Source organism: Veillonella sp. KGMB01456, assembly GCF_023051165.1.
GTDB lineage: Bacteria > Bacillota > Negativicutes > Veillonellales > Veillonellaceae > Veillonella_A.
In genome coordinates this window covers 1-18824 of the sequence record NZ_JALKIG010000018.1, presented here as the reverse complement: position 1 = coordinate 18824, position 18824 = coordinate 1, and the positions used below count along the sequence as shown (strand labels likewise).

Here is an 18824-nt window from a genome sequence, read left to right as displayed (position 1 = left end):
TGTATTGGGTAGGCCGTACGTAGTGAGCCGGGTCTTTTGACCAATCGGGGTGGCACCGCGGATTAACCTTCGTCCCTATGTATTTTGGGATTGGAAGGTTTTTTTTATACCCATTTTTAGGAGGAGAACAGTATGGAGCGAGTTCAAGATGTTTCAAAATTAGTATATACACATGTGCAAGGCGGGCAGTTCCGCTGGGTCACAGTCAGTACCTTAATGCTTGCGTTAGGTACGATTTTACACTTAGTCAGCCCTAGCGTGGCGGGCATTACGCCGAACTGGATGATTGCTACCTACTGCGTAGCCATTCATTTGACCAGACCAAATTATCGTCAGTCCTTAGGGATTGGTCTTGTGGCAGCCCTAATTAACCTGATGACTTCTAAATCGGCGTTTCCGTATGCGAACTTATTGAGTGAACCGGCCGGGGCACTCACCGCCGCCTTCGTGGTTCACATGTTCAGCCGTTTGAAATTCGGTCGCATGATTGTACCGCCGGTTGTATCCGGATTCTTAAGTACCGTTGTATCGGGCGGGATTTTCGTTACCGTTTTGTATGTAGTTTTAGCGTTACCGACTGAAGTGTACACGAAAGCTATGTGGCCGTTAGTTCTTTTGGTAGCTGCTATTAACGCCGTTATTACACCGCTTTTATATTTGCCGGCACAACGCTTATTCGCGCGCCGCGGTTATTTACCGAAAGCGGATGAAGTTATTTCCAGCGACCATAGTATGTATGAATTGACACCGGCTACGGATGCTAAAATCTCTATTGAACATTTCTCTTATTATTACGGCCAGCAAACCAAGCCGGCTTTGAAAGATATTAATTTAGTTGTAAACGATGGGGACTTCCTCGTTATTACCGGTCCTGCCGGTTGCGGTAAATCCACTTTATGTATGGCCATGATTGGTGCGGTGCCTAAATTCTACGGCGGTCGTATGGAAGGCATGGTATTCGTAAACGGTAAAGCCACGACGCAGGCGGAAATTTCCGAATTGGCTACGGAAATCGGTGTCGTACTGGCCGATTATGACACGCAGCTCGTAACCATGACGGTAGCCGAAGAAGTGGCCTTCGCCATGGAAAACCGCGGTTATACACCGGAACAGATTAAAGAACGAAGTGCCGCAGTTTTCAAACAGGTTGGTCTTGAAGGCATGGAAAACCGTAAGATTCCAAGTCTTTCCGGCGGTCAGCGTCAACGTTTGGCTATTGCCTCCGTGCTTGCCACGAATCCATCCATCCTCGTGTTGGATGAGCCGACCAGTTCCCTCGATCCGGAAGGGACTGCTGAATTGTATCGCTTAGTGGGTGCCCTTAATAAGGAATACGGCATTACCGTAGTCGTTATCGACCACGACCTTCATGCAGTGCTGCCATATGCCAATCGCATGGCCCTCATGGTAGACGGCGAACTTCGCACCGACGATGTGCCGGAAGTAACCTTGCGTTACATGTATGACCACAAAATTTATGTGGACGCATTGCCATCCATCTTCACAACCTATATGCGTCTAGAAGAAGCAGGTTTTGCTTTTGAAAAACCATGGCTCAGCGTGGCAGCTGCTAAAGAAGGTTTAAAAGCCTAGCCAATCAAAGCAGTTGTGAGAGCGGGTAAAGAGTATAAGAGAAAAGCAACATAAAATAGATAGCACTACCGAGTCATTAAAGTTACAGCGGTAGATAAAGAATTAGCTAACGGATTAAAAACAGGAGGTTCGTATGCTGGAGGTTAAAGGCTTGCGTTTCGGCTATGTGCTGGGCCAAGATATTATAGATAATGTAGATTTTTCCATCGGCGAAGGTGAATTCATCGCCATCGGCGGTCGCAACGGTTGCGGTAAAACGACGGTAACCCGTTTATTAATGGGCCTTGAAAAACCGCGCAGCGGCAAGATTTATTATAATGACACAGATATTACGGCGTTACCGCCATCGGAACGAGGCCGTTTCATCGGCTACGTGTTCCAACAGCCGGATCGCCAAATGTTCCGCCCAACGGTGGCTGAAGAAGTGGCCTTCGGACCGGAACAATTAGGTTACACCAAAGCGGAAGTGGCGGATATTACGTCCAAAGCTTTGGCCGATACGGGCATCAGTCATTTGCGCGATGCGTATCCACCGACTTTACGTCGTGGTGAAAAACAGCGTGTAGCCATTGCTTCGGCCTTGGCTATGAAGTCCAAGATTTTAATTCTTGATGAACCGACCAGTGGTCAAGACGGTAAGGAAACACGCGAACTCTTGGAATTGTTGGAAACCTTGCGTGTTACGGGACTTACGATTATCCTTGTTACTCATGACATGGAAATCATGGCAAGCCACTGTACCCGCGCTATTATCGTAGGCTACGGCACGAAAGCTTTTGACGGGAAGCCGGAAGAATTATTTACGAGCCGTGATGATTTATTTGACTTAGGTCTTACCAAACCGCCGTGTGTAGAATTGGCAGAAACGGTACCGGGCCTTGGTTATTGCAAATCAATGGCAGAATTTGAAGCAAAAATGTTGGCCTTAAAGGCTCGCAGTTAGGAGGAACCATGCAACGATTAGTACCATTTACCAAAATATTAATGACCATCGCCTTTTCCGCATGGGCTGTCCTTTTGACAACCACCTATGAATTAAGCCTTTTATTGGCTTTGGAACTTTTAATTCTACTAGTAACGGGTCTTTTGATTCGCCAATATAAAGCCGTTTTAACTTTAGCCGCCTTCGCCGTGTTCTTGGCAGTGGTACAGTTCCTTGGCGGTGGTACCTTGGAATCGGCTTACGTAACCGGTCTTCGTATGCTCTGCATGACTATGGTATTCATCATGCTTTTGGCAACGACGAAATTACAGGATTTGACGGCAGCTTTGGTTACGCAGTGTAAAATTCCTTACGAATATGCGTTTATGTTCACCGCAGCCCTTCGTTTCGTACCGGATTTCATTGCGGAAAGCCATGCCGTTCAGGAAGCTCAGGCTTGTCGAGGTCTTGCTTTGGAAGGTAATTTCTTCAAACGCTTTACTTCTTACGGTTCTGTCATTCAACCATTGTTGTTAAAATCCTTAGGCCGTTCGGAAACAATGGCGCTGTCTTTGGAACTTCGCGGTTTCGGTAATAAAGATCACAGCTTTGTAGCCACTGTTGGCATGAAAGGTTTGGATTATGTAGTGACAGCCGTGCTTGTCTTGGTTACGATTGCTATTATTATGTATGTGCGAGGCGCTATATGAGTAATAATCAACCGTTTCATAACGGTATGCCGCTAAATAACGATCGTGACGCTATGTCGCAAAATAACGTGCGTAATACTATGCCGCAAAATAACGAGCCTGCCGCTGCGGTACAAGCTCGCCAACACCGTTATCCCGTAGCCGGCAATAATCAATATGAAGGGCAATTGGTGGATGGTCATATACACACCGAACTTTGCCCTCATGGCAGTGGCGATAAGGTGGCCTTGATTATTGAAAAAGCCATCGAATTAGGTTTTTATAAACTTTGTATTACTGAACATGCACCACTACCGGTCGGTTTCAGTAAACGCTATAAAGGTGATGAAGAGGGGCTTACTACAGCTTCGTTGCGGATGGACCAAGTGGAGCCGTATTTGGCGTTAGGCAATGAACTGCAACGCGAATACGGGCAGCATATTAATTTGTCTGTCGGTTTTGAAGTGGATTTTTTACCGGGCTTTGAAGCAGCTACGCAAGAATTTTTAAACATGGTAGGTCCTTATACGGGTGAAAACTTATTGTCGGTTCACTTCATGCAGGGCGCGAACGACGGTTTTTGGTGTCTTGACTACAGTGAGGCGGAATTTGAAAAAGCCTTTGGCAGTTATTTGCAAAAACAGGATGTTTTGTTCCGTCGCTATTTTGAATTGGTATTGCAGGCGGTACAGACTGATTTCGGACCACATACGCCGGTGCGTATCGGCCATATTGATGTGATTAAAAAATACCAAAAGTATTTCAATTTTACATCGTCCTATGATCAGCAAACGCAGCAGGTCATTATGAACATTTTACGCACCTTAAAAGTGCAAAATCGGACCCTTGATTATAATGTGAGCGGTGTGTTCAAAGAAAATTGCGGTGAAATGTATCCAAGTCCTTTCATTCAAGGAATGGCCTATGTTTTGGGTGTACCGTTCATGATGGGATCCGACTCACATAGCTTATCGGCTTTTGTAAAAGCCTGGAGTGAGTAAGGGTAATATTATAGAGAAATTGATTTGAGAGAACAACATATCAGGAGCCTTTAGTCATATAAAATCATATGGTTAAAGGCTCCTTTTTAGTTATTTGCCATTTGAAACAGTATCTTATTACTTAAATACATGCATGCTATACCTAAATGAAAGTTGACTATCCGCGCTTGAAAGTGTATTATAACTTTAATCCTTTAGTTAGATGAAGAATAAAAGTAAAGAATAAGTAAAAGAGATGTAATAGAACGTACCGATAGGGTTCAAAGAGGAAGAGAGTAGGGAGAACATATGAGACAGAAACGATTGCCGCCGGGATTTCGCGATGAGTTTGGTGAAGAAGCACAGAAAAAAGCAGCTCTTAGTCATAGTCTGGCTAAGTGCTTTTTTGAACGGGGTTATACGAAGATTAATACACCTCTCATTGAATACAAGAATATATTTGATGACTATGATTTGGCTGTTCAGCAGCGTATGTATGAAGTGGTGGACAGCTCCCAGGAACGCTTGGTAATTCGCCCCGATCTGACGCTGCCTATTGCACGCTTTTTAGCGAATATTCAAGTTAATTTGCCTAAAAAATTTTACTACACCGGCGATGTGTTTGCTATGAATCAGGCTCACCGCGGTTGGGCAAATCAAGTGACACAGGCCGGCATTGAGCTGGTCGGTTATGCTTCGGAAAAAGCCGAACTGGAGTGTTTGCTTATCATTAATCAAGTTAACCGATTATGGCTCAACAATCAGCTATATGTGGAACTCAGTGATGCGCGGTTTGCCGAAACCGTAGTCGACGCATTGGGGCTTACGGCGGCGGAACGAACCGAATTGTTTGAAGCGTTATTTAATAAAAACTTGCCGGTGTACGAGCGTTTAATTGAAGCGTATACGGAAAATACATTGTATTCCTTGCTCAAAATTTGGCCGCGCCTTTTCGGCTCTATTGAGGAAGTGCAGCAAGAGCTGGATGCCATTATTTTACCGATGAGCGCACAGCGTTTGGTGAACGGGGTTATGCAAATGGCGCAGGCGGTACAAAAATTATCCAGTCAAAAGGTGCGCATAGACTTCAGCAGTCCCGCACCGCAACCTTATTATACGGGACTTACTTTCCGCGGCTATATTGACGGCGTGGCCAGTTATATTGTGAGCGGCGGACGGTATGATAAATTACTCGCTAATTTTCAAAAAGAACCTACTCCGGCCGTGGGTATGGGCTTTGATTTGGATGTATTGGCATCGGTAGCGGATATAACCTTGCCTCAGGCAAAACCATCCTATGTGTATATCGGTGAAGATGCTTGGGATGTGGTGGCTGATTATGTATTGGCTCATCCGACGTATAGTTTAGTGTTGGCCGATACATTAGCGGAGGCCCGTGAACAAGCTGCTGCGGACGGAGCCATACTCTATGTGGTCACAGAGGAAGGGGTGAAAGCCGATGCTTAGTATTGCATTGACAAAGGGACGAGTGGAAGATCAGGTTATTCCACTCTTTGAACGTTGCGGTATTGATTGTGAGCCGCTACGAAATAAAAAACGAAAACTGGTCATTACTTTAGGTGAGAATTTGCAAGTAATTTTAGTTAAAGGCGGCGACGTTCTTACCTATTTAAATAACGGTGTCGTTGATATCGGCATTGTAGGCAGCGATATTTTGGAAGAACAGCAGAATACAGGGTATGAGCTGTTGGATTTACAAACGGGGCGTTGTCAATTTATTCTGGCATCGCTGGCCGGTTATGATCTCAATGAGCCGCGGCGACATACCATCGGCACCAAGTATCCGAATATTACGAAACGCTATTTTGCCAGCCGTGGTAAAGACGTGGAAATTATCAAAATTGAGGGGTCCGTGGAGTTGGCGCCCCTTATCGGTTTAGCTGATGCCATTGTGGATATAACGGAAACAGGGACAACCTTGAGGGAAAATAATTTGCAGATTTTTGATAAATTGAGCCCCATCTCAACGCGCTTAGTAGCGAATCCTTTGGCGCTTAAGCAAAAACGGGGTGAAATTTTTGATTTGGTAGACCGCTTAAAAGAAGCTCGTAAGCTTGATATGGCGAAATAATTTGAGAAAAAATTAAAAAAAGAGAGGAGACCATCATGAAAATATATAGAGAGCCGTTACAAAAGATGCTGGAATTGGTAAATGATTACACGGCGGCCACAACGGATTTAGTGATTGAACAGCAGGTACGCGAAATTATTGATACCGTTATTGCCAAAGGTGATGCGGCTTTGCGTGATTATAGTGAAAAGTTTGACGGCGTACAGCTTACGGAGTTAAAAGTGAGTGACGAAGCTTTGACCAAAGCTTATAATTCACTGGATCCGGCTTTAAAAGAGGCTTTGGAAGTGGCCAAACGTAATATTGAGGCTTTTCATAAACGACAAATCGACCAAAGCTTTATTGATTTGGATACACCGGGCATAGTCCGGGGCCAGAAAGTAACCCCGTTAAAACGGGTGGGCATTTATGTACCGGGCGGTACGGCCGCCTATCCGTCGACTATTTTGATGTGTGCTTTGCCGGCTAAAATAGCGGGTGTTAAGGAAGTTATTATGGTGACACCGCCGCAAAAAGAAGGCATTGCGCCGATTGTACTAGGTGCCGCTAAATTAGCCGGTGTTGATGCAGTCTATCAGGTAGGCGGCGCTCAGGCTGTGGGAGCCCTTGCTTATGGTACGGAATCAATTCCGATGGTTGATAAAATCGTAGGCCCCGGTAATATCTATGTGGCTACGGCGAAACGTCAAGTGTTCGGTCAAGTATCCATCGACATGATTGCAGGGCCTTCCGAAATAGGCATTTTGGCTGATGAAACAGCTAATCCGGTTCACTTGGCCGCTGATTTATTGTCTCAGGCGGAACATGATAAACGGGCGCGGGCTATTCTAATTACAGACAGCGAAGTATTGGCTCATGCCGTTTCGGATGAAGTGGCACGGCAATTGGAGGAACTGCCTCGTAAGGATATTGCCAAAGTGGCCATTGAAGAGCGTAGTTTTATTGCCATCATGGATTCGGTAGCCGACATGTTCACTTTAATGAATGAAGTGGCACCGGAACATTTGGAAATTCAGCTTAACAATGCGTCAGATTACTTGAGCTTAGTAGAAAATGCCGGCTCCGTATTCCTCGGCTCTTATACGGCTGAGCCGCTGGGTGATTATATGGGCGGCCCGAATCACGTATTGCCAACCAGCGGTACGGCTCGTTTTTCGTCACCCCTCGGCGTATATGATTTTGTAAAACGTACAGCGTTTATGCAATTTTCTAAAGAACGCTTAGCTGAGCTGGCTCCGCATATTGCCACATTAGCACGCACTGAAGGTTTGGAAGGCCATGCGCGGTCCATTGAAATTCGTTTTGATAAAACAAAAGACAATGCGGTAGTAGCCGGTAAAGGTGAAGATACGGAGGCAGTTGCTTATGGACACTAAGGATGAAGCGAAGACAAATACTAAGCCGGCCACGGTGGCAATATCAGGTAAGACCCGGCAAGCAGCTGAGCAAGCGGCCGCTACATGGCGAGTGGCTACGGTAATCCGCAAAACCGCGGAAACGAATATTGAAGTAACGCTTAATTTAGATGAAGAATCAGGCGTTGCCGTGGCGACGGGCATCGGCTTTTTTGATCATATGTTGAATTTGTTTGCTAAACATGGTCGCTTCGGTTTAACGGTTAAGGCTGATGGCGATACCTATATTGATGCTCATCATACGGTTGAAGATGTGGCCCTCGCCTTGGGCCAAGCTTTGACAAAGGCCTTGGGCGATAAAAAACAAATTGAGCGCTACGGCGATGCGTGGGTGCCTATGGATGAGGCACTGACTCAGGTCGTTATTGATTTGAGCGGCCGGCCCTATTTAGTGTTCAAGGCGGAACTCTCAACTCCTTTGTTGGGAACTTTTGAGACAGAATTGGTGGAAGATTTTTTCCAAGCCATCGCTATGAACGGTCTTATGAATCTTCATGTGCGCAATGAATATGGACGCAATACACATCACATTATTGAAAGCATGTTTAAGGCCTTGGGGCGGGCACTGCGCCGTGCTGTAACTGTAAATGAGGCTATTGTAGGCGTTAACTCTACCAAGGGCAGTTTGACAGTATAAAATATTTTGAAAAGAGAAGGTAGCGTATGATTGCAATTATAGATTATGATGCGGGCAATACCTTTAATGTGCAAAAAGCCTTTGCTCACTTGGGCATACCGACGGTCTTAACGGCCGATAAGACGACGATTTTACAGGCCGCCGGCGTCGTTGTGCCCGGCGTGGGCGCTTTTCGGCAAGCCATGGATACTTTAACACGACGTGATTTGGTACCCGTCTTAGAGACGGTGGTAGCTCGAAATATTCCCGTATTGGGCATATGCTTGGGAATGCAACTTTTGTTTGATAGTTCCAATGAATACGGCCAAACACAGGGCTTCGGTTTTATTCCGGGTACGGTAGATGAAATTCCTCAAGATTTGGGTCTCATGGTGCCGCACACCGGCTGGAATTGCAATTCACTGGTGAATAAAACAAGTCCTTTTAGCTGTATTGATGGCGAATACACATACTTTGTTCATTCCTATTATGTGAAATGTGAAACGCGCTATATTACGGCGGTGGCTGATTACGGCATGGAAATACCGGCCGTGGTGGCGCATGGTAATGTGTATGGTATGCAGTTCCATCCGGAAAAAAGCGCCGCTATCGGGCTAAGATTATTGCAACGATTTAATGAGCTATGTGAAGCTCATACGGCAGGTTATGAGGCTTAAAGAATGGTATTTATTGCGATGTTTATCAACAGATTAGTCGTATTGTGAGAATTTAAAAACTCTATTATTAGTGAAAAGTGATTATTGTAATAGTTGCTAAAAGATAATGTTTGTTGTATATGATGGCCTGTATTGCACATTTTTTTATAATAAAAATTGATACACAACATAGAAATCTTCGATGTAAATCATAGACAGATGTAATCTAGAAGTGTATATTATATAATATTAAATATATAAGAGCAGTACTTAAAGGAGGGGTTGACCGTGATTTTTCCGGCCATTGATATACAAGACAAACGCAGCGTACGTTTATATAAAGGGGATTTTGACAAGGAAATCGTGATTAACTATAGCCCGATGGCACAAGCTGAGGACTATGAACACGCCGGTATTAAGGCACTTCATGTGGTTGATTTGGATGGGGCCAAAGCAGGTAAACCGGTTAGTTTCGATATTATTATAGGTATTCGCAGAGCTTTCAGCGGCATTATTGAAGTAGGTGGCGGTATTCGCGACGAAGAAATGATTAAAGCGTATCTGAATGCCGGTATCGACCGTATTATTTTAGGATCTGTAGCTTTAAAAAATGCGGAATTTACTAAGCAAATGCTGGCCACTTATGGAGCAGAACGCATTGTTATCGGTGTTGACGGTGCCGACGGTAAAGTAGCCACAGAAGGTTGGCTTGAAAAGTCGGACGTTGATATGAGCCATTTGATTCGTGAAATGATGGCGGCCGGTGCTAAACACTTCATTGTTACCGATATTAATCGTGACGGTACCATGGAAGGGGTTAACCAGGAATTGCTCTTTGAATTACACGATCAATTTCCGGAAGCTCGTATTATTGCCTCCGGCGGCATTCGCAATGCCGGTGACATTGTAGCCTTGCGTAAAAAAGGCATTGTCGACTGTATTGTCGGTAAAGCCTTGTATGAAGGTCCATTGGCTTTAGCGGATATTGTAGCTTTGGAAAAAAGCGAGTTAGCCGGTGAATTGATTGAACCGTCACCATACTATACACGCACTATCCATGAAGAAACAGATTCTCATGATGTTTCTAATTTAGCGATTTCCGCAGTTGCGGCAAAGTAAATTCAATATAATAAAGTCAATAAAATAAAATCAATAAAATAAAATCAATACATAACACTAATAAGATACACATAGCAATAGCGATAGCAATACATACTCATGATCATGATAAACCGGATACGGCTAATGATAAAGGAGTAGAAACTATGTTGGCAAAACGAATCATCCCTTGTCTGGACGTGGATAACGGCCGTGTAAAAAAGGGTGTTAATTTTATTAATTTAGTAGATGTAGGCGATCCGGTGGCGATTGCCGCTTCTTATGAAGTGCAAGGTGCCGATGAGCAAGTGTTTCTGGATATTACGGCCACAACGGAAGGTCGGGGGACCTTCAAGGACGTAATTTCAGCCATATCAAATGAAGTATTTATGCCTCTTACCGTTGGTGGCGGCATTCGTACATTGGCGGATATGCAACAATTATTGCAGGCCGGGGCGGATAAAATCTCAATCAACTCAGCAGCCTTGGCGAATCCTGAACTAATCCGCGAAGGGGCTGAAAAATTCGGCAATCAATGTATCGTCGTAGCCATTGATGTGAAAACCGATCCCGAGACGGGGAAACGGTTTGTGTACAGCCATGGGGGACGTAAAAAAACAGACCGCTTAGCTTATGACTGGGCACAGGAGGCCATAGCCTTGGGGGCCGGCGAACTACTCGTAACGAGTATGGATAAAGACGGCACCAAGTCCGGCTTTGATATTGAACTGTATAAACAATTGGGCGACTTGGTGCAAGTGCCCATAATTGCCTCCGGTGGCGCCGGCACGGTAGCACACTTTGTAGAGGTTTTTTCAAAAACAAAAGTAACCGGTGCTTTAGCGGCTTCTATATTCCACTTTGGCGAAATAACCATTGAGGAAGTAAAAGAGGCTTTGCGCGCTTATAATATTCCGGTTCGCTAGGGAGGTGGGCAATGATGGCTGACAAAATAGCAGATATGCAACAGAACATTACCACCGATTTAAGATTGGATTCGGATTTGAGGCCTGATTTTGAAAAGGTGCACAATTTATTGCCTGCGGTAGTAGTGGATACCAACACGAAAGAAGTGCTCATGGTAGCCTATATGAATGAAGAAAGCTATGAACGAACCTTAGTAACCGGCGAAACCTGGTTTTGGTCACGGTCGCGCCAAGAGTTGTGGCATAAGGGGGGAACCAGCGGTAACACGCAAAAGGTTGTACGGGCTGCCTTGGATTGTGACAAGGACACCTTATTATTGGAAGTTATCCCCAACGGCCCGGCTTGTCATACCGGTTCAAGGAGCTGTTTTTTTAACGAAATCAAATTAAAAACAAATAGCTAAAAAGCTGAATAAAAGAGAGGGATTACTATGACACAGGAACTGGCTGAACTTTATGAGGTCATCAAGAATCGGCAATTAGAGCCGAAAGAAGGGTCCTACACGAATTATCTATTCGCTAAAGGACTCGATAAGATTTTGAAAAAAGTCGGCGAAGAGGCTACGGAAGTGGTGATTGCCGCTAAAAATGAAGGTACAGAGGAACTTGTCAGCGAAACGGCGGATTTGCTGTATCATGTGTTGGTTTTATTGGTTGAAAAGGGCATTCCTTACGAAGCTATAACGGAAGAACTGGCACGTCGAGAAGGTCTTATCAGTAAAACAACGGATCGGCCGGAAATTAAGAACTTATAGCCTATATGGGTCCACCTGCGCTCGGTGGGCCTTTTTTACAAATCATGAACCAAGCAAAATCTTGATTTAATAAAGCATGACGGGCAATCAATAAAGCGATAAGAGAAAGAGTGAGTGTATATGAAAGAGAGTATAAAAGACTTAAAACCATATGTTCCGGAAGAACCGGTGGAAGCGTTGAAGGCGCGTTTGGGGGTGGAGCGAGTTGTTCGCTTATCGGCTAATGAAAATCCCTATGGCACTTCGCCGGCTGTTCGTGAAGCGGTAATCGATTATGTAACTAAACATGACAGCAGCCAATACCCTGACGGCAATGCAAGTTCTTTGCGTACAGCGTTGGCCAATCATTTAGGCGTGGCTGAAACATCACTTGTTATCGGCGTGGGCCTTGATGAAGTGATTACTATGCTCAGTCGTGCTTTTTTGACCGATAAAGACTCCATAGTCATCAGCACGCCGACGTTTTCAGAATATGCCTTGAATGCTCAGTTGGAAGGGGCTGTCATTAAAGGCGTTCCTTGTGATGCTGTAACAGGTGCTACTGATTTAGCCGGTATGCTAAATGCTATCGATGAGACGACGAAGCTGGTATGGCTATGCAACCCGAATAATCCTACCGGTACGTATTGTTCGCTAGCATCGTTGCGCGATTTTATGAATAAGGTTCCTCAAGACGTGCTGGTCTTGATTGATGAAGCGTACATTGAGTTCGTCACTACTACTGAAACAGCCAGTGCTTTACCGCTTTTAAAAGAATTTACCAATATGGGCTTGATGCGGACGTTTTCAAAAGCCTATGGCCTGGCCAATTATCGGGTAGGTTATTTAGTATTAAGTCCGGAATTGGTAAATTATGTACAGGCTATTCGCTTGCCTTATAATCTCAACAGCGTGTCACAGGTGGCGGCGGAGGCAGCCCTTATGGATCAAGCCTTTATTGCGGATGTTGTGGCAGCCAATGCTAAGGCTCGTCAAGGCTGGGAAGCTTGCCTCGATGAGTTAAAACTCCATTACTATCACAGTGAAGCCAATTTTATTTTTGTAGAATTTGCATCACCGGAAGAGGCTAAAGCTATTGCCGATGTATGGCTCAAAACGGGCTATCAAGTGCGCTCCGGACTCAGTCCTGAATGGCTGCGGATTACGGTTGGGCAGGCCGCTGATTGTGAAAAAATGCAAGAGTTGTTAAAAGTATATTGCAAAGAAGAGAGATAAAATGTGGAGTAACATGAATTCGCTCTTATGAAAAAGAGTTAATTCTATAATTTCACTTGTCTTGGTAACATAGGACTTTGTTTATACTTTACGATATGTTATGCTTAATAAAACACATGGATAATCATGGTGTTTTTAGCATTATAAAATGAGGAGGTCTATTTTTGTTTCCTAAGCATATCGAATTAACGAAGGTGCCACCTATTAAAATTCAAGGCATTAAAACAAAATTGGTACCTTTTATTGCTGCATCTATATATTGGGATGATAATGGTACTTATTTTGAGCCGTTTATGGGTTCAGGGGTTGTTGGATTTAATTTACAACCCAAAAAGGCAATTTTTAGTGATACGAATCCCTATATTATACAATTTTATAAAGATTTACAGAATAAAATTATTACACCGGCTATTGTTCGTGAATTTTTAGAGGAAGAGACTTTAAAACTAATGGCGACACCAGCTGATAAGAACTCCTATTATTATGAAGTTAGAGAACGATTTAATAAAACCCATACTTCTCTTGATTTTTTATTCCTTCAACGTTCTAATTTTAACGGTATGATACGGTTTAATAATCAAGGGAAGTATAATGTTCCTTTTGGAAGAAAGCCAGAAAGGTTTAAAAAAGCACTCATTACTAAAATAGTAAATCAGGTTGCGTGGGCACAAGACTTAATCGTTAATCATGATTGGGACTTTTTATGTATTCCTTTTGAAGAGGCCTTTTCGATGATGAAGCCAAAAGATTTTACTTATTTAGATCCGCCATATATTGATAGGTATGATGGTTACTATGATGCATGGAGTGAAGACTATGCAGTTTTGTTATCTAAATTGGCTCAAAATGGACCTGCTAAATACGCTTTTAGTATGTGGTATAAAAATAAATATCGAGAAAATGAACACATTAAATTGTGGTCACATGGAAAACTGTTAACTACAGAACACTTTTACCATATAGGAGCCAAAGAAAGTAATAGAAATCCAATGATTGAAGCCTTAGTTGTAAATAATTTTGAATGATTATAATTCAAAATAGATATAAAAATAAGAAATCCATAGTGATTACCTATTCGGTTAAGCATTAAGCGTGTTAATTTTAGTACTTAGCTATGGATCACTATGGATTTTATTTTTTTCATTTGAAGCTTAATATAGGGTGATATTATTTCTCCACGTATTGTATAAGTATTCTATGCGAGTCGCATGTGGGTCACCAATTTGTTTTTTCCATTCTATATATGTTGGAAGGTTAGTATATAACTTTTTTGTGTCTGTGTATTTAGGGTAGTGTCTCCAATAGTCTTCAAATATTTCTTCTCCAAGTACTGAAAATGGACCATATCCTAATCTAAATGGTTCTATTGAGTTAGCGGAAATAGTGCCTATATTGTCAGTATTTCCACTTCCTTTCTGTTCTCCTGCAATCTTATATTTTTCTTGTACAAAGAATTCTACATTTTTATAAGCGGGAATAATAGAATCTCTATCTTCATAATGAGTACATTGAGTAGTTGGACTTTCTTCTCTATCATAGACAAATCCAATGATATAATGTTTAATATAATTGTCATAATGTCCAACGATATTTTTAGTTCCGTTTCTAAGATAGCTAGTAAAGCTACCTGCAGTAAATTTAAAACTGGCTGATGAGGATTGTCTGTATGTCGTTTTTATATCAATGGCAATAAGCTTATCGGTATTTGGAATGGCAAAATAAAAATCAGGGTATACCGTCTGTGTAGGATTTTCTTGAAATATATATCCAAGTTTTTGTGCGGCCATTGATAACGCCTCTCTAGCGGTGATTTCGAATATGCGGCCAATTATTTTAGAATCATTGCCAAAAGGATATATAGTATTATTAAAATTAATTAGTCCTGCAAAATTCCATGAGTATTTCATAGACTCTAATTGTATGGTGATTTGTTCAATTATAGGATCTTTTGTATTTATTGGATTTTCCATATATATGCTCCTTTTTTAATATAGCAAAGAATAATATTATTATATCACTAATGTTTTTATTGATGTACGATAAATTATGAGTGATGTATTTAGTTTTTGTGCTGAGATTTTGGGTGATTATGAAATTTTTGATATAAAGTATTTGAGAAGTATAAAGTATTTAAGTAGTATAAATTATTCAATAGATTTATTGTTATTACATACTATTTGGTAAAGGAGACACTATGAAAGCAATTGTATTATCCAGTGGCGGCGTAGACTCCACCACCTGTTTGGCTTTAGCCATTGATCGCCTTGGCAAGGAAAATGTGGCGGCTGTATCCATTTTTTACGGGCAAAAACACGATAAAGAACTGCAATGTGCCCGCAAGATTGCAGCCTATTATGAAGTACCTCATTATGAATTGGATTTATCGCAGATTTTAAAATACTCGAATTCATCCTTATTGCAAAATTCCACCGATGAGATTATTCATAAGAGTTATGCGGAACAGATTGAAGAACAAGGCGAAGGCATGGTCAGCACGTATGTGCCGTTCCGCAACGGTTTGATGTTATCCGCCGTAGCCAGTCTCGGCATGAGCCTTTTCCCTGATGATACGGTGCAGCTTTATTTGGGCGCCCATGCCGATGATGCGGCGGGTAATGCCTATGCCGATTGTAGTGAGGCCTTCGTTGATGCTATGACCAAAGCTATTGCCTTAGGTACCTACGATAAAGTCCAAGTAGAGGCTCCGTTTGCTACTAAAAATAAGGCTCAACTCGTTAAGGTTGGCTTGGATCTTAAGGTGCCGTATGAATTTACCTGGAGTTGCTATGAAGGTGGCGACAAGCCTTGCGGCACTTGCGGTACCTGCATCGATCGCATTAAGGCTTTTGAATTGAACGGCACCACGGATCCATTGATGAAATAGGAGGCGGTAAGGGCATGGCAAATACAAAGAGTTGGCAAAAGGTGTTATTTATCGGTGACAGTTTGACGCGCGGTTACGATGTGCCCTACGGCAAGGGCTGGGTTGAATTATTGAAAGCATATTTTGAAAAAAGCACGGCAACTAATGAAAGTGCAAAAATTACTATGGTTAATGCCGGCGTTGATGGTGCCACCTTGCAGGCTATTTATAATAATTTGGAGCGCGCTCTCCATGATTCGTCCTATGATGCGGTGTTTATCATGGGTGGGACTAATGATATTTTGCATGGGCGCACGGCGGAAGATTGCTATTTTTCAATGATGCGCTCGATTCATCATATTCAAAAAATCGGCTGTGATGTGGTTGTTGGTTTAGCGCCGCAGATTGACTGTGATCCCGATGGCGATGATGCGGTACTCGTTGATTATAATGAGCGTTTGAAAGCCTACTGTAAGGAACAAGGCTTGTTGTATATAGACTTCTATAAAACCATCGCCGAAGCGGATTATCGCGGTGAAATTCTTTATGCCGGTGATGTGCATCCCAATGAGTTGGGGTATCATTACATGTATGAAACGGCTCGTGATGTATTGAAGGCCGGCTTGTAGTCACTTTACAGATAAAAATAAATTATTAGCTAACATACAAACCCAGTATTTATGCGGTTTTTTGACGGATATATAGAGAAAAATAAATTAAATCGAAAAAAATAAATTTTAGATATTGAAATTATTAGATTTACATGCTATAATAGGCTCATAACAAGGGAACAGTAGTTAACGATTATTCAGAATCGAGCGCTACAGCTCAACTAACTTCTTTATCCCGGAAGTTATTGCGAGTGAGTCCACTTGTTAAACCTATAAATACCTATACCTAATCGTGAGTACAAATATGTACGAACAACTTGCCGTTGCCTCCTCCCTAAGGGCAACGGCATTTTTCTGTTTATAAATAGGAATAATTATACTTGCTTTTGGAATAAAAATATAGATGAACGATAGATGAACAATCATGAAAAACTTTACGGAAAGCTCATCGAAATTTTCATATATACCTCATAAAATCTAGGTAAGATGTACATATGTTAAACGTAAGTTAACAGATTAGATTTGTATATGGCGCTGTTCAAGTGATGCGCGAGCATTTATGAGACAGTAAGAAAATTGTATAATTTTGTACTAGGAGGTATAGTTATGAAACGCAAATATGTATTAATGGTACCTGTCGCGGCGGTTACTCTTTGGGCTAACTCTTTCGGCACTTTGGTAAGTGCTCAGAGCTTACAAGACATTAACAACAATAAACCGGCTGTATGGCAGCAAGAAGAGCAGAACAAACAAAATCAGCCTAATAAAGACAACAAACAGATTAACCAAAACGATAAAAAAGATCAGAATCAGCAGAATCCTCAGGTAGCACCTAAAGCCCCTGAAAAAGAAACTGTTAAAAAAGATAAAGCAGCAAGCAAAGTAACACCGGAAACCAAGGAAAAACGCAAAGTAGCTTTGGCTAACGACTACAATAATCGCAAACCGGGCGCTGAAAAACCACCGGTAAAACCGGAAGATAAAAAACCGTTGCCACCTAAAGATGACAAGAAACCGGTTCCTCAAAATTCCGGTACAGCTGTTCAAATCGGGGTACTTCTTAACGCATAAGCACGTTTTTTCCCTGAAGAACCAACTCCCTCATTAATAGGTAATACTCCATAAATACCTAAACACAAACACAACACTTAAATACACACAATACAAAACAACACAACACACAAATAACACAACATAAATAACACACACATTAAACACACACTTAACACAGTAAAATGAATACTTAATTTTTACCGGCATATAATCATATATGCAAATGCCTTCCCGCAAGTACAGCGGGAAGGTATTTTTTTACATTAAAGTCAATTAGAAAATGACTTTAAGTTATATAGCCGGTTTTTTTGACGATAATTATGCATAATCGATACGGATATTTATGTCGAAAATTCATTTTAAATATTCCTTATATTCAAAAGGTTTGTTATAATATACCTAGTATTCAAGGCTGTCAGCTTTCTGTCGAACCGGCAGGGATAGATTAAAGGTATAGGTTATTTCGAGGAGTTGGACAGACAGTATAGATTCGAATATACTGCATAGATGACAGTACAGGTAAGACTGAGACCTGTGAAGAGTGATGGACAGTAGCTAAGTCTATGACCGGTAATTGCAGGCCTCGTGTCTTATCGGGATTGCGATTAGGGACGCGGATACCCATTAGATTAGGTTATACCGAGCAAAAATTTATATATGTATAACAGAAAGCAGTCTATGAAAATAGGCTGTTTTTTCTTTGACAGTTTTTTTCTTTGCAGCTTATTTTGGTAATGCATTGATAATAATTGCAAAAATTGAAAGAAGTTTGATGAAATTGTTCGAAATCAGCGTAAAATGAATAATAAAATACAATAGGACTGGCAAAAAATGTACAGTTGTAGTAAAATAAAGTACATGCAACAGAGAGTCAAAGATTCGTCAATAATAAATTGATGAAAATCAAAAAGTTTAATTTCGCTGTTGACAGTATTAATTCATAGTGTTATAGTAGGTTTATGATTTGAATAGAAATCAGGACGAGGAAGAGAAAAGTACATATACTATTGTATGTGCAGCGAGCCCGGACGGTGAGAGCGGGTCTTATGAAGTGTATGGAAGTGCATCTCGGAGTTATTAAGGCAAAGCTATAGCGATATAGGGGAGTCTTATTCGGGGGTCGCCCGTTATAGCGAATCTGTATAGAATTAAACAGATAGGAGTGAAATGCTCCGGAGAATATGTGTTTAATAGTACAGCAAAGGTTTGATTGTGCGCACAGTCAAATGAAACAAGGTGGAACCGCGATATATCGCCCTTGGTCACAAATGTGACCAAGGGCTTTTTTTATTGTACGCCGAATAGGCATGACAAAACCCCCAGTTAAACTGGGGGTCGGT

At 42.1% G+C, this 18824-nt stretch carries 18 protein-coding genes, 1 pseudogene and 2 other annotated features (1 of these 21 running past the window's edge); of the genes and pseudogenes, 18 read left to right on the top strand and 1 reads right to left on the bottom strand.

The genetic code is table 11. The features are described 5' to 3' along the window. Positions 1 to 80 (top strand) — a binding site (T-box leader); it begins 171 nt to the left of the window's first position. A gap of 52 nt (positions 81 to 132) precedes the next feature. The 15 genes and pseudogenes from MXE28_RS06675 (at position 133) to MXE28_RS06605 (ending at position 13982) form a co-directional block, all read left to right on the top strand. Continuing rightward, a complete protein-coding gene (locus tag MXE28_RS06675) occupies positions 133 to 1593 on the top strand; it encodes an ABC transporter ATP-binding protein (RefSeq protein WP_021840137.1) in 1461 nt (486 codons plus the stop codon). A gap of 133 nt (positions 1594 to 1726) precedes the next feature. Next, positions 1727 to 2536, top strand: a complete 810-nt coding sequence (locus MXE28_RS06670) for an ABC transporter ATP-binding protein (RefSeq protein WP_226974407.1) — start codon at positions 1727 to 1729, stop codon at positions 2534 to 2536. Positions 2537 to 2544: 8 nt separating this feature from the next. After that, complete coding sequence (locus MXE28_RS06665; RefSeq protein ID WP_021840135.1) at positions 2545 to 3225, top strand: energy-coupling factor transporter transmembrane component T; 681 nt, start codon at positions 2545 to 2547, stop codon at positions 3223 to 3225. Continuing rightward, complete coding sequence (hisJ, locus tag MXE28_RS06660; protein WP_021840134.1) at positions 3222 to 4205, top strand: histidinol-phosphatase HisJ; 984 nt, start codon at positions 3222 to 3224, stop codon at positions 4203 to 4205. The genes MXE28_RS06665 and hisJ overlap by 4 nt, the downstream gene beginning before the upstream one ends. Before the next feature lie 288 nt (positions 4206 to 4493). After that, on the top strand, positions 4494 to 5651 hold the full coding sequence (locus MXE28_RS06655) for an ATP phosphoribosyltransferase regulatory subunit (protein WP_021840133.1): 1158 nt from the start codon (positions 4494 to 4496) through the stop codon (positions 5649 to 5651). Next, positions 5647 to 6276: pseudogene (gene hisG / locus MXE28_RS06650) on the top strand (ATP phosphoribosyltransferase); the annotation flags it as partial. The gene MXE28_RS06655 and the pseudogene hisG, both read left to right, overlap by 5 nt. 35 nt (positions 6277 to 6311) lie before the next feature. After that, the gene (gene hisD, locus MXE28_RS06645; RefSeq protein WP_247239979.1) at positions 6312 to 7652 is read left to right on the top strand and encodes a histidinol dehydrogenase; all 1341 of its coding nucleotides are present in this window, start codon (positions 6312 to 6314) and stop codon (positions 7650 to 7652) included. Then, complete coding sequence (gene hisB, locus MXE28_RS06640) at positions 7642 to 8328, top strand: imidazoleglycerol-phosphate dehydratase HisB (protein ID WP_156704118.1); 687 nt, start codon at positions 7642 to 7644, stop codon at positions 8326 to 8328. The genes hisD and hisB overlap by 11 nt, the downstream gene beginning before the upstream one ends. Positions 8329 to 8354: 26 nt before the next feature. After that, the gene (hisH, locus tag MXE28_RS06635) at positions 8355 to 8984 is read left to right on the top strand and encodes an imidazole glycerol phosphate synthase subunit HisH (protein WP_021840129.1); all 630 of its coding nucleotides are present in this window, start codon (positions 8355 to 8357) and stop codon (positions 8982 to 8984) included. 267 nt (positions 8985 to 9251) lie between these two features. After that, the gene (hisA, locus tag MXE28_RS06630; protein ID WP_021840128.1) at positions 9252 to 10082 is read left to right on the top strand and encodes a 1-(5-phosphoribosyl)-5-[(5-phosphoribosylamino)methylideneamino]imidazole-4-carboxamide isomerase; all 831 of its coding nucleotides are present in this window, start codon (positions 9252 to 9254) and stop codon (positions 10080 to 10082) included. A 146-nt stretch (positions 10083 to 10228) separates the two neighbouring features. Beyond that, positions 10229 to 10987, top strand: coding sequence for an imidazole glycerol phosphate synthase subunit HisF (gene hisF, locus MXE28_RS06625; protein ID WP_021840127.1), 759 nt, complete (start codon positions 10229 to 10231; stop codon positions 10985 to 10987). A 77-nt stretch (positions 10988 to 11064) separates the two neighbouring features. Further along, positions 11065 to 11391 carry a phosphoribosyl-AMP cyclohydrolase gene (gene hisI / locus MXE28_RS06620; RefSeq protein ID WP_226974414.1) on the top strand — a complete coding sequence of 109 codons (327 nt, stop codon included), beginning with the start codon at positions 11065 to 11067 and terminating at the stop codon, positions 11389 to 11391. A 27-nt stretch (positions 11392 to 11418) separates the two neighbouring features. Beyond that, positions 11419 to 11742, top strand: coding sequence for a phosphoribosyl-ATP diphosphatase (gene hisE / locus MXE28_RS06615; protein WP_021840125.1), 324 nt, complete (start codon positions 11419 to 11421; stop codon positions 11740 to 11742). A gap of 120 nt (positions 11743 to 11862) precedes the next feature. Beyond that, on the top strand, positions 11863 to 12957 hold the full coding sequence (hisC, locus tag MXE28_RS06610) for a histidinol-phosphate transaminase (RefSeq protein WP_021840124.1): 1095 nt from the start codon (positions 11863 to 11865) through the stop codon (positions 12955 to 12957). Positions 12958 to 13121: 164 nt separating this feature from the next. Continuing rightward, entirely contained in the window at positions 13122 to 13982 is an 861-nt protein-coding gene (locus MXE28_RS06605; protein ID WP_021840123.1) for a Dam family site-specific DNA-(adenine-N6)-methyltransferase, read from the top strand. Between the two features lie 126 nt (positions 13983 to 14108). Here the strand turns inward: MXE28_RS06605 and MXE28_RS06600 are convergent, their stop codons facing one another. After that, positions 14109 to 14927, bottom strand: a complete 819-nt coding sequence (locus MXE28_RS06600) for an EcoRV family type II restriction endonuclease (RefSeq protein WP_247239978.1) — start codon at positions 14925 to 14927, stop codon at positions 14109 to 14111. A gap of 224 nt (positions 14928 to 15151) precedes the next feature. Here MXE28_RS06600 and queC point away from each other — a divergent pair, with 224 nt between their 5' ends. The 3 genes from queC to MXE28_RS06585 all read left to right on the top strand — a co-directional run bounded on the left by queC (position 15152) and on the right by MXE28_RS06585 (position 17502). Beyond that, complete coding sequence (gene queC, locus MXE28_RS06595) at positions 15152 to 15841, top strand: 7-cyano-7-deazaguanine synthase QueC (RefSeq protein ID WP_226974404.1); 690 nt, start codon at positions 15152 to 15154, stop codon at positions 15839 to 15841. 14 nt (positions 15842 to 15855) lie between these two features. Next, on the top strand, positions 15856 to 16449 hold the full coding sequence (locus MXE28_RS06590) for a GDSL-type esterase/lipase family protein (protein ID WP_021840120.1): 594 nt from the start codon (positions 15856 to 15858) through the stop codon (positions 16447 to 16449). A gap of 588 nt (positions 16450 to 17037) precedes the next feature. Next, complete coding sequence (locus tag MXE28_RS06585; protein WP_021840119.1) at positions 17038 to 17502, top strand: hypothetical protein; 465 nt, start codon at positions 17038 to 17040, stop codon at positions 17500 to 17502. A gap of 956 nt (positions 17503 to 18458) precedes the next feature. Then, positions 18459 to 18747: a binding site (T-box leader), on the top strand. The last annotated feature ends 77 nt before the right edge of the window (positions 18748 to 18824 follow it).

Bases quoted from the DNA above. Each gene is read 5' to 3' on its own strand.
- MXE28_RS06670 (WP_226974407.1), top strand. From the start codon at position 1,727: ATGCTGGAGGTTAAAGGCTTGCGTTTCGGCTATGTGCTGGGCCAAGAT.
- MXE28_RS06655 (WP_021840133.1), top strand. From the start codon at position 4,494: ATGAGACAGAAACGATTGCCGCCGGGATTTCGCGATGAGTTTGGTGAA.
- hisE (WP_021840125.1), top strand. From the start codon at position 11,419: ATGACACAGGAACTGGCTGAACTTTATGAGGTCATCAAGAATCGGCAA.
- hisC (WP_021840124.1), top strand. From the start codon at position 11,863: ATGAAAGAGAGTATAAAAGACTTAAAACCATATGTTCCGGAAGAACCG.
- MXE28_RS06665 (WP_021840135.1), top strand. From the start codon at position 2,545: ATGCAACGATTAGTACCATTTACCAAAATATTAATGACCATCGCCTTT.
- hisF (WP_021840127.1), top strand. From the start codon at position 10,229: ATGTTGGCAAAACGAATCATCCCTTGTCTGGACGTGGATAACGGCCGT.
- queC (WP_226974404.1), top strand. From the start codon at position 15,152: ATGAAAGCAATTGTATTATCCAGTGGCGGCGTAGACTCCACCACCTGT.
- hisB (WP_156704118.1), top strand. From the start codon at position 7,642: ATGGACACTAAGGATGAAGCGAAGACAAATACTAAGCCGGCCACGGTG.
- hisD (WP_247239979.1), top strand. From the start codon at position 6,312: ATGAAAATATATAGAGAGCCGTTACAAAAGATGCTGGAATTGGTAAAT.
- MXE28_RS06590 (WP_021840120.1), top strand. From the start codon at position 15,856: ATGGCAAATACAAAGAGTTGGCAAAAGGTGTTATTTATCGGTGACAGT.
- MXE28_RS06675 (WP_021840137.1), top strand. From the start codon at position 133: ATGGAGCGAGTTCAAGATGTTTCAAAATTAGTATATACACATGTGCAA.
- hisJ (WP_021840134.1), top strand. From the start codon at position 3,222: ATGAGTAATAATCAACCGTTTCATAACGGTATGCCGCTAAATAACGAT.
- MXE28_RS06600 (WP_247239978.1), bottom strand. From the start codon at position 14,927: ATGGAAAATCCAATAAATACAAAAGATCCTATAATTGAACAAATCACC.
- MXE28_RS06585 (WP_021840119.1), top strand. From the start codon at position 17,038: ATGAAACGCAAATATGTATTAATGGTACCTGTCGCGGCGGTTACTCTT.
- hisH (WP_021840129.1), top strand. From the start codon at position 8,355: ATGATTGCAATTATAGATTATGATGCGGGCAATACCTTTAATGTGCAA.